Source organism: Streptomyces montanus (assembly GCF_005786655.1).
Taxonomy (GTDB): Bacteria; Actinomycetota; Actinomycetes; order Streptomycetales; family Streptomycetaceae; genus Streptomyces; species Streptomyces sporangiiformans.
In genome coordinates this window covers 117897-135756 of the sequence record NZ_VBZC01000020.1, presented here as the reverse complement: position 1 = coordinate 135756, position 17860 = coordinate 117897, and the positions used below count along the sequence as shown (strand labels likewise).

Genomic DNA, 17860 nt, shown 5'->3' with positions numbered 1-17860 from the left:
GCGTTCGACCGGTGTTGCGGCGGAACCAGGGTCTGTCCGACCCTGGTCCGCCGGACAGGCCCTAACGATCGGCGTCCAACAAGGCGGCCGCGGTGAAGAGTTCGACTCCCACGGTGATCGCCGACTCGTCCGCGTCGAAGTCGCCCTGGTGCAGATCCCGGACGGCCCACTCACCGGGCGTACGCACCCCGAGGCGGGCCATGGCGCCGGGGACCTGCTCCAGGTACCAGGAGAAGTCCTCGCCGCCCAGGCTCTGTTCGGTGTCCTCGACGGAGTGCACGCCGCGGCGAATGGCCATCGCGTCGCGCAACAGGTCCGTCGTCTCCGGGTCGTTGACGACCGGCGGAACCCCGCGGACGTAGTTGATCTCCGACTTGGCCCGGTGGAGGTTGGCGATCTCGTCGATCGCGGCGTGCACGAGGTCGGGCGCGGCCCGCCAGGAGGCGAGGTCGAGGCAGCGTACGGTCCCGGAGAGCTCGGCGTGCTGCGGGATGACGTTGCAGGCGTGCCCGGACTCGATACGGCCCCAGGTCACCGCGAGCCCGGAGCGGGCGTCGACACGGCGGGCGACCAGGGCCGGTACGTCGGTGACGACGCGGGCGACGGCGGTGACCAGGTCGGTGGTGAGGTGGGGGCGCGCGGTGTGACCGCCCGGCCCGTTCAGCGCGACCTCCAGCCGGTCGCAGGCGGAGGTGATGGGGCCGTGCCGCAGCCCGATGCGCCCCGCGTCGACCTTCGGATCACAGTGCACGCCGACGATCCGCCCGACGCCTTCCAGCGCTCCGGACTCGATGGCGTCCGACGCACCGCCGGGCAGCACTTCCTCGGCGGGCTGGAAGATCAGCCGAACGGCCCGCTTGAGCCGTCCTTGCCGGTGCAGGTCGGCCAGGACGAGCCCGGCGCCCAGCACCACGGCCGTGTGGACGTCGTGGCCACAGGCGTGCGCGCGGTCGGGCACGGTCGACCGGTAGGCGCAGTCGACCTTGGTGTCCGGGATCGGCAGCGCGTCGATGTCGGCGCGCAGGGCGAGCATGGGGCGGGCCGGGTCCGGCTCGCCGATGTCACAGATGAGGCCGGTACCGACGGCGAGCACATGGGGCTGGAGCCCGGCACGCTCCAGGCGCGCCTTGATCGCCGCGGTGGTGCGGAACTCCTGGTTGCCCAGCTCCGGGTGCATGTGCAGGTCGCGGCGGAACGCCACGAGTTCGGCGCGCAGGCCCTCCGGGAGCGTGCCGGGGAGCACGGCTTGCCCGGTCGTATCGGCCTCGGACTCTCTGGACATCAATTGGTTCACCCTCTGAAGGGTAGGACGACGCGACGGCTCTCCGACCCATGAACAACAAAATTTCAGCCCGTCAGGGTGAGAAAATCTAGCCGTGTAACGCATAGATATCGACTGGGATGGGTAAACTCGCCCGGCTTTCCGGTCGACTGGATCTTGAATCGGCCTGCCGGAATCGGTGCCGGAAAATCTCTGGAGGACTCCCGACGCCGATTCCCTTCCCGGGTTGCCGGGAAGGGGCTCTCTACGCATACCACGCATACGGAACACCGGCCGGTTCTGTTCACCCACTGGGACTGCTAGGGCCTGGTGGGTGGTTGAGGGATGGCTGGGGGACTGAAACCCTCAGCGGCCGCCCCGTTGACTGAGTGACCGAGCCGTGGGCCAGGGGTGCGCAGTGGCCGTGGGGGCCGTGGTTGCCGTGGTTGCCGTGGTTGCCGTGGCAGAACCCCAGGACACAGGCGCATCCCGTGGGACGCAGCACACACTTGGCCAACCGCCGCGCCCGCCTCCGCGTCCGCCTCGGCTCCACCACAGGCAGGCAAGGCAGGTAGCTCCGCGGGCGTGAACACTTCGCGCCGATGTGTACTCGAATCCGGAACACCCCGCCAGGGACACATCCCCCGCCCCACCCACCGGACGCAGACCCGCCAAGCTCCCCCAGCATGCCGGGCAAACCAGTTGCGCCCCGCCCACAAGCCGGAGGTCGCCAAGCCCACCCGGCGTGCAGGCGAGACGCGCCCGCGCCCGTCGCCTCCGAGGCACGTGAGCGATGGCCACCTGGGCGGCGGCCCCGACCAGCGGACGCCACCCGGCGCCGGTGTGTTCCGCCAAGGAGCTGTTTCCCCCAGCCCACCGGCGCACCACCCACCGGCCGTCAGTCGCTGAGCCGGCCCGGCGTGCTGGTGAGGCGCGTTCGCGTCCGTCTCCTCCGGGTCATGGCCCCGCCCACCCGAGCGCATGTGTGCCCGGGGACCCCTTCCCCCTGGGCCGCCCGCTCGCTTCTGACCCGTGCTGGAGCGGGCCGAGTCAAGGGTGGCCCGCAGGGCCATCGGCGCAGCCGACGCGGAGCGCAGCGCAGCGCCCTTTACTCGGGCCGTGGAAGCACGACCCTGGCCGAGAAGCGGGCGGCCCCCACGGCAACCAACAACCACGCACCCACTGCAGCCAACCCTCAGGCCAACAACTCGCGAACCGCCCCTCGCGAGAGAGCACCGCAGTATCGTCCCCGTGCGTGACCGAACCGCACTTCGTACGCACCACCCGGGCGTCCTACGACGCGATCGCCGCCGACTACGCGGACCGCTACCGCGACGAGCTGGCAGGGAAGGCGCTGGACCAGGCGCTGATCAACGCGTTCGCCGAACTCGTGCGGGACGCGGGCGCCGGGCCCGTGGCCGACATGGGATGTGGGCTGGGGGACGTGGCGGCGTATCTGCACGGCCTGAACCTCCCGGTGTTCGGGATCGACCTGTCGCCGAACATGGTCGCGTTGGCCCGGCAGACGTACCCCGAACTCCGTTTCCACGTGGGCTCGATGACGTCCATCGACCTCCCGGACGGCGTACTCGGCGGGATCACCGCCCTGTACTCGACCATCCACGTTCCCGACGAGCAGCTCCCGGACGTCTTCGCCGAGCTCCACCGCGTACTGACCCCAGGCGGCCACGTACTGCTCGCCTTCCAGGCCGGCGACGAGCATCTGCACCTGGCGGAGCGGTTCGGCCACACCATCGCGTTGGACTGCTACTGGCGGCGACCGGACACCGTGGCCGAACTCCTCGGCAAGGCCGGGCTGGTCATGCACGCCCAGGCCGTCCGCGAGCCCAACGAGACCGAGAAGCTGCCGCGCGCATTCCTGCTGGCCCGCAAACCCGAGTAGCCCCGGCAACCCCAGCCCGCACCCATTGGGCCCCGTTTCGCCGACCCGGCCGGGTCACCCCGCCCCGGACGCCCACTCCGCGCTGCCCTGCCCTTCGCCGCCGTCGCCCGTCGTACGGCCGTGCAGCACCAGGATTACCGCTACCACCCCCGCGAGCAGGGCGAGCGCGAGCAGCGCGGGGACAAGAACGGTCAGCGCGCCCGCGCACAGGCACAGGACCCCGCCGACGAGGAGGACCACGGAACGGCGCCCCGTGACACGCAGCAGGATCAGCGCGGCCGCTACGAGGAACACGCCCACGCCTCCCGACAGCGCCCAGGCCACCACGCCGTGCAGGGGCTCGGAGAGGTCGTAGTGCTCGGTGTCGGCGACCTGCTGGAGGACCTTCTTCATGCCCAGCGCGCTGAGGACGACCCCGGCGACGAGCGGCAGGTGGAGGAACGTGTAGACGTCGCGGGCCAGGCGCGTGCGGTCGTCGCCGTCCAGCCCTGCCAGCCGGTGCTCGGCGGCCTCGCTGATCCGGCGGAAGTACAGCTGCCACAGCCCGGCCACGACGAGCAGGCCCACGGCGGCCGCGGCCAGCACGGGCGCGCTCACGTCGAAGCCGGACACCCCGACGCCGATCGCGACGATCGACTCGCCGAGGGCGATGATGACGATCAGGCCGTGCCGTTCGGCGAAATGTCCGGGCGAGGCCACGCGCCAGCCGGAGGAGCCGGTGACGTAGATCCCGAGGTAGTCGATCAGCACGGCGCCGAGCCAGATCAGTACCTGCGTGAGGCCGGTGAAGGCGCTGCCGACCACGAGCAGTGCGAACGGCGGTGCCACGGAGAACAGCGCGGTCCGGCGCAGGGTGGCGTGCAGGGCCTGGTCCTCGGGGTCGGAGATCCAGTAGATGACGAGGTGGAGGATCCGTACTGCGCCGTAGCAGAGCACGAACACCAGGGGTACGGGCAGGCCCCCGGCCTCGTCGGCGTAGACGTGCGGCACGGTCAGCGACGCGACCAGGACTACCGCCATCACCGCGACCAGCACGCTGAACATCGTCCCGAAGTCGGCCCGCACCACGTTGCCCAGCCAGGCGTAGGCACACCAGCACCACCACAGCAGGGCAAGAACGACCGCCCCGCCGAGCAGCCGCAGCGCCGTCGGGTCAGCCGCCATCAGCGCGGTGACCTGCGTGATGGCGTACACGAAGACCAGGTCGAAGAACAGCTCGGCGGGCGTGACGCGATGCCCGCCCCCCGTGGCGACGATCCGGGCCCGCTCACCGTGTGTGGCCACAACTCCCCCTCCGCGACCGGGGCCCCGCCCGGTCTGCCCGCGCGGAACAATACCCAGATCGTGAGTGGAAGCAGTGGAAACAGTGGGGCAGTGGGGGCAGGTGGCCTTTGATTTCAGCTCAGGTCGCCGGGACCACCGGAAGGGCGGGAAGCGTGGGGACCGCCGACAGGCGGTGTACGTCGCGGGCCGTTCCCGTTACGCCCGACAGGAAGCCCTGGGCGCGCGGGGAGGCTGTCTCCGTGAGCCAGGCCGGGTCGATGTCGCAGACGGCGACCCGGACCTCGGTGCCGACGAGCGCCAGCGGGAGGGTGTGGACGACGGTGGAGGGGAAGCTCAGGATCGTACGGCCGATGGGGCCGCGGCGGGCGATCAGTTCGAGGGGGAGCTCGGGGCGGACGATCTCCAGGCCGGTCTCGACGGCCAGCCGGCGGAGTTTGTCGGTGCTCTCGCGGCGGTGGGCGAAGTAGCGGGTCGCGCCGTAGGTCTTGGTGAGCCCCTTCACGGCTTCCAGGTAGCGGTCGCTGTCCACGACTCCCGTCTCCACCAGGGACGTGCCCACCAGGTCCGCGCCCTTGGTGAGGCGCGGCGGGCCGAAGCGGGCGCGGGTCCAGGCGAAGTCGTTGACGGTGATGTGGACGCCCTCGGGCGTCTCGGTGATCGGCATGGAGGAGAAGACCTCCACGCGGCGCCCGGAGCGGGGCGTGAGACGGCGGCGCGCCGAGGCGGAGACCGGCGCGAACACCAGGTCACGCGCGCCGGGGCGACCGCCGCGCCGGTGCCAGCGCACCAGGCGCTCACCGCGGGCGAGTTGGGAGACGAACTCCATCGTCGCGGTGCCGTCGTCCACGACGACGAGGTCGCGGGCGCGGGTGATGGTCAGGAGGAGCTGTACGTAGCGGGAGAACGGGTCGCCCATGACGATCCGCTTCGCCCGCCGCAGCAGCGGAGCCAGGCCGCCGATCGTCTGGAAGGGCGCCGCCGGTCCGCCGCGCGCCTCCTCCCAGCGGACCTCGTACCCTTCGCCGCGGGCCAGCTCGGCCATACGGCGCAGCTGACCGCGGGTCATCGGGTCGTTGGGAGAGAGGACGACGAGGGTGAGCCCCGCGCCGGGATCCTGGAGCGCGTTCGCATGGGCCCACTCCAGGACATTGAGGAGCTGGACCGGGCTCTCCACGAAGGCGAGCGTCCGTGAGACAGGCGTCTTCGTGGAGGCCGTGCGGGAGCCGGTGGATCCGGCGCGGGGACTCATCGACGTTCAACCGTCGCTTCCGTGAGTACGGACTGGGGATCCGTGAGTACGGACGGGGTGAGGGCCGGGGTCAGACCGCGACGGGCTCGCCCGCGGCCGCGGCGATCTCGGCCTCGGCGACGACGCCCTGGACGCGGCGCAGCTTCTTCATCGGGCCGAGCTCGGAGTCGTACACCTTCTTGACGCCGTCGCCGAGGGAGGCCTCGATGGTGCGGATGTCGCGGACCAGGCGGGTCAGGCCCTGCGGCTCGACCGAGGCGGCCTGGTCGGAGCCCCACATGGCGCGGTCGAGGGTGATGTGACGCTCGACGAAGGTGGCGCCGAGCGCGACCGCGGCGAGGGTGGTCTGCAGGCCCGTCTCGTGGCCGGAGTAGCCGATCGGGACGTTCGGGAACTCGGCCTGCAGCGTGTTGATCACGCGGAGGTTCAGCTCCTCGGCCTTCGCCGGGTACGTCGAAGTGGCGTGGCAGAGAAGGATGTTGTCCGAGCCCAGGACCTCCACGGCGTGGCGGATCTGCTTCGGGGTCGACATGCCGGTGGAGAGGATGATCGTGCGGCCCGTCGCGCGCAGGGCGCGCAGCAGCTCGTCGTCCGTGAGGGAGGCGGACGCGACCTTGTGGGCGGGAACGTCGAACTTCTCCAGGAAGGCGACGGCCTCGGTGTCCCACGGGGACGCGAACCAGGCGATGTCCCGCTCCTTGCAGTACGCGTCGATCTGGCGGTACTCGTCCTCACCGAACTCCACGCGGTGGCGGTAGTCGATGTAGGTCATACGGCCCCAGGGGGTGTCGCGCTCGATGTCCCACTGGTCGCGCGGGGTGCAGATCTCGGGGGTGCGCTTCTGGAACTTCACGGCGTCGCAGCCGGCCTCGGCCGCCGCGTCGATCAGCTTGAAGGCGTTCTCAAGATCGCCGTTGTGGTTGATGCCGATCTCACCGGTGACGTAGACCGGCTGGCCGGGGCCCGCGGTCTTCGAACCGAACGTGCGCAGACGGGAGATGGAGGTCACAGCGGTCATGACAGGAACTTTCCTTACTTGTCGAGGGAGTCGAGAGAAGGGCCGAGGATCCAGCTGGCGATCTCTCGGATCGCGCCGTCGCCACCGGGGACGGTGGTGACCGCGCGTGCGGCGCCGCGCACGACGTCGTGGGCGCTCGCGACCGCCACGGGCCAGCCGACAAGGCCGAAGCACGGGAGGTCGTTGACGTCGTTGCCGACGTAGAGCACGCGCTCAGGCGCGATGCCCTGCTCCTCGCACCACTGCTTCAGTGCGAGGTCTTTCCGGTCGATGCCGTGGAGGACCGGGATGCGCAGCTTCCGGGCCCGTGCGGCGACGACCGGGTTCTGTTCCGTGGACAGGACCAGCATCGTCAGGCCGCTCTTGCGGAGGGCCGCGATGCCGAGTCCGTCCCCGCGGTGCACGGAGACGAACTCCCGTCCGTCGGAGTCGATCAGCACCCTGTCGTCGGTCTGGGTGCCGTCGAAGTCGAGGACGACCGCGTCGATGTCGTCGGCGGTCGGGAGGGAACCGGGCCGGTCGGCGTCGAAGAGCGGCGCCAACGCCCGTGCCCGGGCCAGGTCGTGCGGGTCGTCGATCTCCAACACCCGTGCGGGGTCGGTCCGTACGAGCTCCGTACGCCCGAAGAACCGGTGCTTGTGCTCCCGCAGGCCGGCCGCGTTCATGGCGTACGCGGCACCGGTCTCCAGCAGGTCCTGGGGGCGGTCCTGGCGGCGGGGGCGGAAGGACTTGTCGTGGTTGACGCCGTAGCCGCCGTCCGTGGCCGTGGAGTGGGCCACGGCCGTGCCGCCGCCCACGGCCGCCGTGTGCTGCGTGTCGACGACCGCCGGGTCGTCGTCCGCGTCACGCCAGATGAACCCGTGGAAGGGGGCGACGGTGAGCGCCGTGTCCGCGCCCTGCTCCACGACCGCGGAGGCGACCCCGTCGATGTCCTCGCGGACGATGAACGGGCTGGTGCACTGCACGAGCAGGACCGCGTCGACGGAGGCGCCGTGCAGGGCCTCGTGGGCGTCCATGGCGTGCAGGACGGCGGCCTCGGAGGTGGCCGTGTCGCCGGCGATGGCGGCGGGGCGCAGGACGACCTCGGCGCCCGCCTCACGGGCGACGGCCGCGATCGCGGTGTCGTCCGTGGAGACGAGGACGTCCGTGACGAGGCGGGCCGCGCGGCACTCGCGCACGGCACGGGCCACCAGCGGTACGCCGCCGACGGGCGCGAGGTTCTTGGCGGGGACGCCCTTGGAGCCGCCCCGGGCGGGGATCACCGCGAGCACGCGACGTACCGACGTCGCCTGGCCCGCTTCCGAATGGGACATTCGCTGTACTCCTTGGGAGGGGATCGGGGCGCTCACAGCTCGCCCATCCGCCGGATGACGGGCGCCACGCGCTGCACGCCGTGCCGGTAGGCGCCGCGCGCCGCCCGGCGCACGATCTGCCGCACCGGACCGGGCTCCCGGTCGGCGTCCGGCGCGCCGGGCAGCGGGCTGCCGTCCGGGCCGAGGTGGTGGCGGGCGAGGACGCCGGGCAGATAGCCGGGCGCGGTGGTGGGCGTGTAGTAGGGGGCCAGGGGCGGGAGTTCACCCTTGGCGAGCAGCTCGGCGATGCGCTCGCGGGCCGCGTCGAAGGCCGTCTCGTACGCCCCTCCCCCGGACTTCGTCCCGGAGGTGCCCCCAGCGGCGACACCCTGCCGGGCCACCCACTCCTCGTCGGGCGTCGGCCGGTGTCCGGCGTCGAGCTGGTCCCAGGACGCGAGGCATCCGGAGCCGACGAAGTGGTGGTTGCCGAGGGCCTCGCGCACTCCCAGGTCGGTCAGGACGACCGTGGGGATGCGCCGGTGCAGGGACTCCAGGGCGGCCGTGGAGCTGACCGTGACCAGCAGGTCGGTGCGGTCGAGGACCTCGCCCATGTGCCCGTACACGAGGCGGAAGTTGGCGGGCGGGTCCAGCCGCTGCACCAGCTTCTGGTAGGGCTGCTCCTCGATGTGCGTGGTGTGTTCGCCCGGCTTGGAGCGCAGCTTCAGCAGGACCTCGCGGTCCGGGTGCAGCCGCGCGTGCTGAACGAGCCGCTCCAGCAGGTACGTACGGTCCTTGCGGCTCTCGGGCACGGAGGGCTGTGCGGCGAAGACGACCGTGTACGGGTCGTGCCGCTCGTAGGAGGCACCGCCGAGGAAGGGCAGCGCGACCTCCGTCACGGACGAGGCGTCGGCGCCCACTCCCTCGTACACGGCGGTGAAACGCTCCGCGTCCTGGCGGGAGTTGGCGAGGACCAGATCGGCGCCGTGCCGCAGCAGCAGCCCGTCGGCGAGCTTCTCGTAGACGACGCCGACATAGCCGGTGACGACCACGGGCCGGTGCTCGCGCCCCTGCCAGGCGTACGCGAGTCCGTGCAGCATCGCCTGGACGGCGCCGCCGACGAGGGCGAGCACGACGACGTCGTACGTCTCTTCCCGCATGGTCCGCAGGAACTCGGCGGCGGTGACTTCGCGGAGGGAGTCCGCGCGGACGCCGACCTCGTCGAGCTGGCGGGCCGTGGGAGTGGCACGGCCGCGCAGGAGACGGCCGTCGAGGCGGATGTCCGATTCGCTCGGCGCGATACGGTTCGCGGTGAGCGCGCCCCATTTCCACCGGGTATCGGAATCCGCGAGAACGGCGACTCGCAGGGAGTTCGAGGTACTTGCTGGCACGTACAAGACGCTAGGAAGGCATTCCGATGATCCGCCCAACCAGAATGCAACAAAGGGTTAACAGCGCATCGACGAATGGCGAATCGGCCCCGGATCGGCGCGCAAAAAAGCTGGGTTCACCATTCCGCCACGCGTCGTTCACCTGGCATCTCACCGTGAGTCAAGACGAATGCCGGGCCGCCGCCTAACGTCACTCGGGTGGTCAAGCTCTCCGTCATCGTGCCGTTCTACAACGTGCAGCAATATGCGCCCGACACCCTGAGGAGCCTGCGTGCGAACGCGCGCGAGGACTTCGAATTCATTCTCGTCGACGACTGCTCGCGCGACGAGACCCCGGACATTCTCGCGCGCGCGGAGCGTGAGCTCCCAGGTGCCGTCCACGTCAGACACGAGGAGAACGGAGGTCTGGCGACCGCCCGAAACACCGGCCTCGACGCGGCGCGTGGCGAGTACCTCACGTTCCTCGACGGCGACGACTGGCTCGCGCCCGGCTACTACGAGCAGCTCCTCGCGTTCATCGAGAACCTGGGGTGCGACTTCGTCCGTACGGACCATGTCCAGTGCACCGCCCGGGCCCGTTCCGTCCACCGGGTGCCGCACGGCCGGCGGGGTGTCGTACTGAACCCGCGCGAGGCGATACTGCCCGCCGACCGCTCCACTTCCGTCGACTACGCGTACGCCTGGGCGGGCATCTACCACCGCCGGCTGGCCGACCGGGGCCTGCTGCACTTCACCGACGGGCTGCGCACGGCCGAGGACCGGCCGTGGATCTGGCGGCTGCACCGCGAGGCGGAGTCGTTCGCCGTCGCGGGACTGCTCGGCGTGTTCTACCGCCGCGGAGTCTCGTCCTCGCTGACGCAGATCGGGGACGTACGGCAGCTGGATTTCCTGCGCGCCTTTGACCAGGTCATACGGGAAACGGCCGAGGACCGGGAGGCCGATAAACTACTCCCGAAGGCCGTACGGACTTACTGCGCGATTATTTCCCATCACCTGGGTTCCATCGAAAGGTTCGAGCCTCCCGTGGCACGGAAACTGAAGTCGATGAGTGCCGTCGCATTGCGGCGCATGCCGCAGGACGTCCTCGACGACGCCCTCGACTCCATGGACGTGGAGCGCGCGACGCGGCTGCGGCGGCTGCGCCGCCGTCCCGCCCCGGCGGGGGTGGCCGCGTGACCACCCAGATCTTCATGGCGTCGACGCTGTACGGCACGGCGACACTCGCGGCCGCCGTCGACTCCGACTGCTTCCGCCCCGCAGACCGGCGCATCCTGCTGGTCTCCAACAACGCCGCGACGCCCGAGACTTCGCCGGGCATCGACGAGATGCCCGGCTTCGAACGGCTGCGCGCCCGGTTCGACGACGTGATCTCGTGGAACGAGACCATCTCGCCCTTCCACCCCGGCGGTTGGTCCCCGCGCCTGAACGACGTCCCGCTCTGGGAGCGGCATCTGCGGCTCGCCTGGGACCTCGGTGACGACGACGTCGAGCTGGTCGTCGAGTCGATCCAGGTCAACCCGGCGCTCGGCGTCGCGCAGATCTTCACGGGCGCGCCCGTCACCGTCTACGCGGACGGTCTGATGAGCTACGGCCCCACCCGCAGCAAGATCGACCCGCTGGTCGGCACCCGCATCGACCGTCTGCTCCATCTCGACCTGGTGCCGGGCCTCAAGCCGCTGCTGCTCACCGAGTTCGGCGTCGAGCCCGAGCTGGTTCCGACGGACGCGTTCACCAAGGTGCTCGCCGAACTCGTGGACACCGGGAGCGAGTTGCCCGACATCGACGAACCGGCGCTGCTGCTCGGCCAGTACCTCTCCGCCCTCGGCATCCTCACCGCCGAGGAGGAGGAGAACCTGCATGTACGGATGCTGAAGGGCGCCGTCCTGCTGGGCCACCAGCGCGTGGTGTTCAAACCGCATCCCAGCGCCCCGGCCCGCTGGTCGCGCGCCCTGGAGCAGGAGGCCGAGAAGATCGGCGCCGACCTCACGGTGCTCGACACACCGGTCCTCGCCGAGGTGCTCTACCAGCGGATGCGGCCCGCGCTGGTGGCCGGCTGCTTCTCCACCGCCCTGCTCACCGCCTCCGCGCTGTACGGCCTGCCGGTCGCCCGGATCGGCACGGAGACGCTCCTCGAGCGCCTCACGCCGTACGAGAACAGCAACCGGGTACCCGTGACGATCGTCGACGCGCTGCTGCCCGAGCTGACGGACCGCACGGCGGTCACCGAACAGCGACAGGGCCTGAGCACGGACGAACTGACCGAGCTCCTGCGGGGCGTGGGCTACGCGATGCAGTCCAAGATCTACCCGGAGCTGCGACCGGCTGCCGAGCGGTACCTGACGCGGCGTCTGAACAGCCACACCTGGCGCTACTTCAAACGCCGACGCCTCACCTCGCTGGCCCTGCCCGGCGCGGTACCGCAGCAGCTCGCCTTCATCCCGCGCAACGCCACCGTCCGCCGCGTGGCCCGCCGCGCCCGATCCCTCAAGAGGGCCACTCTCGGATGAGCTGGGTGGACTCACAGCCCGCCCCGACGCCCTCTCCGGAGGCGGGCACCACCAGCTCCACCAGCACCACCAGCGTTGCAAGCACCAAAAGCGACACCAGCAGCACAGGCACCACCAGCAGCTCCCAGAGCCGCATCATCGTCCGGACACGCGCAACTCGGCTACGTGCCCTCGACGGTCTGCGGCTCATCGCCGCGTTGATGGTCGCCGCGTATCACTACGGCGGCCGGGACGGCGAAGTCGCCGAGGCGTGGGGGTCTTCCGCGAAGCTCCAATTCCCCACGCTGCACTCGTGGTTCGCGTACGGCTGTCTGGGCGTACACATCTTCTTCGTGATCAGCGGCTTCGTGATCTGCATGAGCGGCTGGGGACGTCCCCTACGGTCGTTCTTCGCCTCGCGCGCCTCGCGGCTGCTGCCGTCCTACTGGGCGGCGGTGATCGTCGTGACGGCGGTCTTCGCCCTTCCGGTGGTGGCGTACGAGGCCGTCTCGCCGAGCGACGCGCTGCTGAACCTGACGATGATGCAGCAACCCCTGGGCGTGGACCGAGTGCTGGGGGTCTGCTGGACACTGTGGGCGGAGGTCCGCTTCTACGCCCTGTTCGCCGTGTGCGTCGTCCTGCCGGGCGCGAACCGCCAGGGCATCATCCTGTTCTGCGCGGGCTGGACCCTGGCCTCCGCGATCGCCCAGGCGGCGAACGAGCCGCTCCTCGACCTCGTCCTGATGCCCGAGTACGCGCCGTTCTTCATCGGCGGCATCGGCCTCTACCTCGTCCACCGCGACCGGCGTGACGCGTACGCCTGGGGCATCGTCGGGGTCAGCTGGCTGCTCGGTCAGCACTACGCGGTGGCCGGGTTGTGGCACGCGCCCGACCCGGACTTCTTCTCGTACCGCACCTCGGCGGGCATCATCCTGGTCGTCACCCTGGGCTTCGCCGCGGTCGCCGCGATCGCCCTGGGCCTGCTGCACCGCGTCAACTGGCGCTGGCTGACCGTCGCGGGCGCCCTGACGTACCCCTTCTACCTGATCCACGAGCACCTCGGCTGGGTGGCGATCAAGGCCTACCACCAGGGCCTGAACATCCCGTCGTACGCGACCTTCCTGCTGACGATCGCGACGATGCTGCTGCTGGCGTGGCTGCTGAACCGCTATGTGGAGGGTTCGCTCACGCCACGGCTGCGCTCGGAGCTGTCCGGACGACGCTGACCGGTCAGGGCGTGTCCCGGTGACGGCTCTCCGCCGCCACCACCCGCTGAACACTGTCGAGGATGTCGCCGAGCGCCTCGTCGGCCTCGTTGATGAGGTCGGCGAGTTCCTCCATGCGGCGGGCGAGTTCGGCGCGGGCGGCGGGGTCGGTGACGAAGTCGGTCAGGCCCTCGCCGCCGTCGTTGCCACCGCCACCGTTGCCGTTGCCGTTGGCGCGGCCGCCGTCGCCGTCGCCGTCGTTGTCCGTGCTGTGCCGGTCGTCCGTCATGCGTGCTTCCCCCGCATCGTCACGTCGATTCCCGCGATGATCGTCGCGAGGCCTTCCTCGAAACCGCGGTCGTGGTCCTGGAAGACCTCCCAGCCCGCCGCCACCGCCAGCGGGTACTCGGCGAGCCGCTCGGCGCGGGCCGCCAGGTCGTAGCCCTCGGCTCCGCGGACCGGGTCGGGCCCCATGACCTGCTCCTCGATGACGTAGCCGATGGTGTAGCTGTACGCGGTGAGCCGGGCGCGGGCGGCCTCGGCCGGAGTGAAGCCCGCCTCCGTGAGCACGCGCATCTGCGCCTCCATGGGAGCCGCGTACGACGTGTCCGTGAAGTGCGTACCGCTGAAGACCTTGGCGCCGTCGCGGTAGCGCAGCAGATGCTCGCGCAGGCCGCGCATGGACACGGCGAGTGACTCCCGCCAGTCCTCCGGCGGGTGTGTCAGCTCGGCCGCCATGCGCCGGAGCATCTCCGTGGCCATCTCGTCGAGCAGCGCCTGTTTGTCCTTGAAGTGCCAGTACAGGGCAGGGGCCTTGACGTCCAGCTCCTTGGCGATGGCCCGCAGGGTGAGGCCTTCGAGGCCCACCTCGTTCAGCAGTCGCAGCGCGGTGTCGGCCACGCGCGTCCGGTCGATCTTCCCTACAGCCACGTCGGCAGCCTATCCGGCGTCGCCTGCTCCGTCTTTCGGTGTTCCGTTGACAGCTTAACGCCGTTAAGGGCATCCTGGACCGCATGGAACTTAACAACGTTAAGGAAACCGTGGACACCGAAGTGACCGGGGTGACCGAGGTGCTCATCGTGGGCGGCGGACCCACCGGGCTCACACTCGCCATCGACCTGGCCCGGCGCGGAGTTCGGTCCCTGGTCGTGGAGCGGGCCGACGCGCTCTTCCCGGGCTCGCGCGGCAAGGGCATCCAGCCGCGCACCATGGAGGTCTTCGACGACCTCGGCGTGCTCGAATCTGTGCGGGCGGCGGGCGGCAGCTATCCCGTCGGCATGATCTGGCAGAACGGCGAGCGCCAGGGCGAGCACCGGATGTTCGACGAGGTCGCCCCCACCGAGGCGGCTCCGTACGCCGGGATGTGGATGGTCCCGCAGTGGCGCACCCAGGAGATCCTCCTCGCGCGCCTGCGGGAGCTCGGCGGAGACGTCGTGTTCGGACGCGAGCTGACCGGGCTCACCCAGGACACGGACGGGGTGACGGCGGCCTTCGCGAACGGCGCGCCCGTCCGGGCCCGGTACGCGGTGGCCGCCGACGGCGGACGCTCCACCGTGCGCCGACTGCTCGGCATCGGCATGACCGGCGAGACGGTGGACCCGAACCCCACCCTGGTGGCGGACGTCCGCATCAGCGGACTCGACCGCGACAACCTGCACGTCTTCCCGCCCTCCGACGGCGAGGGCTTTCTGGCGATCTGGCCGCTCCCGGGCGTCGAGGACTTCCAGTTGGTGGGCGACTTCGAGGACCCGGCAGCCGCGCCGGACCTCTCCCTGGACGGCATCCGCAAACTTGTCGCCACCCGGACGCATCTCGCGCCCGACGCCGTGACCGAGGTCCGCTGGGTCTCGGACTTCCGGCCGCGCGCCGCGCTGGCGGACCGCTTCCGCAAGGACCGGGTGTTCCTCGCGGGCGACGCCGCGCACGTCCACTCACCGGCCGGCGGACAGGGGCTCAACACGAGCGTCCAGGACGCCTACAACCTGGGCTGGAAGCTCGGGGCCGTTTTGCGGGGCGGTGCGCCGGACGCCCTCCTCGACTCGTACGAGGAGGAGCGGCATCCCGTCGCCGCCGAGATGCTGGGCCTGTCGACCCGGGTCCACCGGGGCGAGGTCCGACGCGGCGAGGCCACGCAACAGCTGGGTGTGGGTTACCGGGGCTGCTCACTGGCGGTGGAGACCCGCACCGGCCTCCCCCAGGACGCCCTGCACGCGGGCGACCGCGCCCCGGACGGCACGCGGGGCGGCGTACGCCTCTTCGACGCGTTCCGGGGGCCGCACTGGACGCTGCTCGCGGTGGGCGAAACGGAGGCTGAACTGCCGCCGCTGGAAGGGGACTTGGTGCACACCGTTCACGTACCGGAGTACGAGGCGTACGGCACGGGGGTGTTCCTGGTCCGGCCCGATGGATACGTGGGCTGGGCCGGCGAGAGCGCGGCGGGACTGTCCGACTACTGGGCTCGGTTCGGCGCCCGCCGGTGATCGGACGGTCAGCCGTCGCCGTCGAGGAGGGCGTCCACGGAGAGATCGAGGGTTACGCCGACGGACTCCGGGATCGGGACGGTCTGGCCCCGCTTGTAGCGCTGGGGCGCCGGGTACCTGCCGTCGACCGGGTCCTGGTGGAGCAGTACCTCGTCGTGTTCGCGGTCGGCGATGAGGTAGACGGGGATGCGGGCCTGGGCATAGCAGTCGGCTTTCAGGCCGAGGTCGTCGGACCAGTTGCAGGCTGTCACCTCCAGCACCAGGCGGAAGGCACGGGGCGCGTGGCAGTTGTGCTGAACGTGCGTGCCCAGGAAGTCCGCGTCGACGATCGAGAGGTCAGGAACCGCGAAGTCGTCGGGGCCCGTGGGTAGCCACAGACCGATGCCCTGCAGGCACTTGAGCCCGCTCCGGCCCTCGGCCTTGCAGAACTCGCGGAAGACCTGCGTCAGGATCAGCTGATGCGGACCGTCAGGCCACGGCGTCGCGGTGAGTCTCCCGTAGAGGACCTCACCGCGATAACCCTCCAGTTCACGAGTGAGCCAGGTCTCGGCCTCCAGTACCGTCGTCCGCCGGGTACGCGCCACGACCACAACCCCTCTCCAGACACGCCATGTTCACCCAGCGTATCCGGAGCGACACACTCAGAAAACATCGCTCGGCACGTAAGTCCCCCAAACCTCCCGCAACGCGTTGCACACCTCGCCCACCGTCGCGCGAGCCCTCAGCGCGTCCTTCATCGGGAAGAGGACGTTGTCCTCGCCCCCCGCCGCCTTCTTCAGCGCGGCCAGGGCCGAGTCCACGGCGCCCTGGTCGCGCTCGGCGCGGAGCTTGGCGAGGCGTTCGGCCTGCTGGGCCTCGATCGCCGGGTCCACCCGGAGGGGCTCGTACGGCTCCTCCTCGTCGAGCTGGTAGCGGTTGACGCCCACGACCACCCGCTCGCCGGCGTCCGTCTCCTGCGCGATCCGGTAGGCGCTGCGCTCGATCTCGTTCTTCTGGAAGCCGTGCTCGATGGCGTTGACCGCGCCGCCCAGGTCCTCGACCTTGGTCATCAGCTCGACCGCCGCGGCCTCCACGTCGTCGGTCATCTTTTCGACGACGTACGAGCCCGCGAAGGGGTCCACGGTGGCGGTCACGTCCGTCTCGTACGCCAGTACCTGCTGCGTACGCAGGGCGAGGCGGGCGCTCTTGTCCGTGGGCAGCGCGATCGCCTCGTCGAAGGAATTGGTGTGCAGGGACTGCGTACCGCCCAGCACCGCCGCCAGGCCCTGAACCGCCACCCGGACCAGGTTCACCTCCGGCTGCTGGGCCGTCAGCTGTACACCCGCCGTCTGCGTGTGGAAGCGCAGCATCCACGACTTCGGGTTCTTCGCGCCGAACTCCTCCTTCATCACCCGGGCCCAGATCCTGCGCGCGGCACGGAACTTGGCGACCTCTTCGAGGATCGTCGTCCGGGACACGAAGAAGAAGGACAGCCGCGGCGCGAAGTCGTCGACGTCCATCCCGGCCGCGATCGCCGTGCGCACGTACTCGATGCCGTCCGCCAGCGTGAACGCGATCTCCTGCGCGGGCGAGGCGCCCGCCTCGGCCATGTGATAGCCGGAGATCGAGATGGTGTTCCACTTCGGGATCTCGGCCTTGCAGTACTGGAAGATGTCCGCGATCAGGCGGAGGGAGGGCTTGGGCGGGAAGATGTACGTGCCGCGTGCGATGTACTCCTTGAGCACGTCGTTCTGGATGGTGCCCGTCAGCTGGTCGGCGGCGACTCCCTGCTCCTCCGCCACCAGTTGGTACAGCAGCAGGAGCAGCGCGGCGGGCGCGTTGATCGTCATCGATGTCGACACCTTGTCCAGCGGGATCCCGCCGAACAGCACCCGCATGTCGTCGATCGAGTCGATGGCCACGCCCACCTTGCCGACCTCACCCGACGCGATCGGCGCGTCCGAGTCGTGGCCCATCTGGGTGGGCAGGTCGAAGGCGACCGACAGACCCATCGTGCCGTTGGCGATCAGCTGCTTGTAGCGGGCGTTCGACTCCACCGCCGTACCGAAACCCGCGTACTGGCGCATCGTCCACGGCCGGCCCGTGTACATGGACGGATACACACCGCGCGTGTAGGGGTACGAACCCGGCTCCCCCAGCTTTTCCGCCGCGTCCCAGCCCGCCAGGGCCTCCGGACCGTACACCGGCTCGATGGGAAGTCCGGACTCCGACTCGCGCGCCATGGTTGTGCCTCCGCGTTGCTCGCATACTCGCCAGTACAGACGACCTCGCCACGGACTGTAGCGGCGGCCGTG

At 70.4% G+C, this 17860-nt stretch carries 15 protein-coding genes; 5 read left to right on the top strand and 10 right to left on the bottom strand.

The genetic code is table 11. The annotated features are described in order from the left end of the window. Window positions 1–61: 61 nt before the first annotated feature. Complete coding sequence (locus FE633_RS19905; protein WP_138046523.1) at window positions 62–1282, bottom strand: amidohydrolase; 1221 nt, start codon at window positions 1280–1282, stop codon at window positions 62–64. A gap of 1234 nt (window positions 1283–2516) precedes the next feature. On the opposite strand from FE633_RS19905, the gene FE633_RS19900 reads away from it, so the two are divergent. Further along, window positions 2517–3164 (top strand): class I SAM-dependent DNA methyltransferase, encoded by a 648-nt coding sequence (locus FE633_RS19900; RefSeq protein ID WP_138046522.1) that lies wholly within the window; start codon window positions 2517–2519, stop codon window positions 3162–3164. Window positions 3165–3218: 54 nt separating this feature from the next. On the opposite strand, the gene FE633_RS19895 is transcribed toward FE633_RS19900, so the two are convergent. The 5 genes from FE633_RS19895 to FE633_RS19875 form a co-directional block, all read right to left on the bottom strand. Continuing rightward, on the bottom strand, window positions 3219–4448 hold the full coding sequence (locus tag FE633_RS19895; protein WP_138046521.1) for a low temperature requirement protein A: 1230 nt from the start codon (window positions 4446–4448) through the stop codon (window positions 3219–3221). 118 nt (window positions 4449–4566) lie between these two features. Continuing rightward, complete coding sequence (locus FE633_RS19890) at window positions 4567–5697, bottom strand: hypothetical protein (protein WP_171060033.1); 1131 nt, start codon at window positions 5695–5697, stop codon at window positions 4567–4569. Window positions 5698–5767: 70 nt separating this feature from the next. Then, window positions 5768–6715, bottom strand: a complete 948-nt coding sequence (locus tag FE633_RS19885) for an N-acetylneuraminate synthase family protein (protein ID WP_425473195.1) — start codon at window positions 6713–6715, stop codon at window positions 5768–5770. Window positions 6716–6729: 14 nt separating this feature from the next. Beyond that, window positions 6730–8028 (bottom strand): N-acylneuraminate cytidylyltransferase, encoded by a 1299-nt coding sequence (locus FE633_RS19880; protein ID WP_138046520.1) that lies wholly within the window; start codon window positions 8026–8028, stop codon window positions 6730–6732. A gap of 32 nt (window positions 8029–8060) precedes the next feature. Then, entirely contained in the window at window positions 8061–9395 is a 1335-nt protein-coding gene (locus FE633_RS19875) for a DUF6716 putative glycosyltransferase (RefSeq protein WP_138046519.1), read from the bottom strand. Window positions 9396–9593: 198 nt separating this feature from the next. Here FE633_RS19875 and FE633_RS19870 point away from each other — a divergent pair, with 198 nt between their 5' ends. The 3 genes from FE633_RS19870 to FE633_RS19860 all read left to right on the top strand — a co-directional run bounded on the left by FE633_RS19870 (window position 9594) and on the right by FE633_RS19860 (window position 13107). Next, window positions 9594–10571, top strand: coding sequence for a glycosyltransferase family 2 protein (locus FE633_RS19870; RefSeq protein ID WP_138046518.1), 978 nt, complete (start codon window positions 9594–9596; stop codon window positions 10569–10571). After that, window positions 10568–11902 (top strand): polysialyltransferase family glycosyltransferase, encoded by a 1335-nt coding sequence (locus FE633_RS19865; RefSeq protein ID WP_138046517.1) that lies wholly within the window; start codon window positions 10568–10570, stop codon window positions 11900–11902. The genes FE633_RS19870 and FE633_RS19865 overlap by 4 nt, the downstream gene beginning before the upstream one ends. Window positions 11903–12036: 134 nt before the next feature. Continuing rightward, a complete protein-coding gene (locus FE633_RS19860; RefSeq protein WP_246113726.1) occupies window positions 12037–13107 on the top strand; it encodes an acyltransferase family protein in 1071 nt (356 codons plus the stop codon). Window positions 13108–13111: 4 nt separating this feature from the next. Here the strand turns inward: FE633_RS19860 and FE633_RS19855 are convergent, their stop codons facing one another. Continuing rightward, window positions 13112–13375 (bottom strand): hypothetical protein, encoded by a 264-nt coding sequence (locus tag FE633_RS19855; protein ID WP_138046515.1) that lies wholly within the window; start codon window positions 13373–13375, stop codon window positions 13112–13114. Continuing rightward, window positions 13372–14016, bottom strand: coding sequence for a TetR/AcrR family transcriptional regulator C-terminal domain-containing protein (locus FE633_RS19850; RefSeq protein WP_212747241.1), 645 nt, complete (start codon window positions 14014–14016; stop codon window positions 13372–13374). Before FE633_RS19850 ends, FE633_RS19855 begins: the two co-directional genes overlap by 4 nt. Before the next feature lie 83 nt (window positions 14017–14099). Between FE633_RS19850 and FE633_RS19845 the strand changes: the two genes are divergently transcribed. Further along, window positions 14100–15566 (top strand): FAD-dependent oxidoreductase, encoded by a 1467-nt coding sequence (locus FE633_RS19845; protein ID WP_138046514.1) that lies wholly within the window; start codon window positions 14100–14102, stop codon window positions 15564–15566. An 8-nt stretch (window positions 15567–15574) separates the two neighbouring features. Here FE633_RS19845 and FE633_RS19840 read toward each other — a convergent pair whose 3' ends face one another. Both FE633_RS19840 and FE633_RS19835 read right to left on the bottom strand, forming a co-directional pair. Next, window positions 15575–16150: a Uma2 family endonuclease gene (locus tag FE633_RS19840; protein WP_138046513.1), complete on the bottom strand. Its 576-nt coding sequence runs from the start codon at window positions 16148–16150 to the stop codon at window positions 15575–15577. A 57-nt stretch (window positions 16151–16207) separates the two neighbouring features. Further along, complete coding sequence (locus tag FE633_RS19835; protein ID WP_138046512.1) at window positions 16208–17788, bottom strand: acyl-CoA mutase large subunit family protein; 1581 nt, start codon at window positions 17786–17788, stop codon at window positions 16208–16210. Window positions 17789–17860 lie beyond the last annotated feature (72 nt).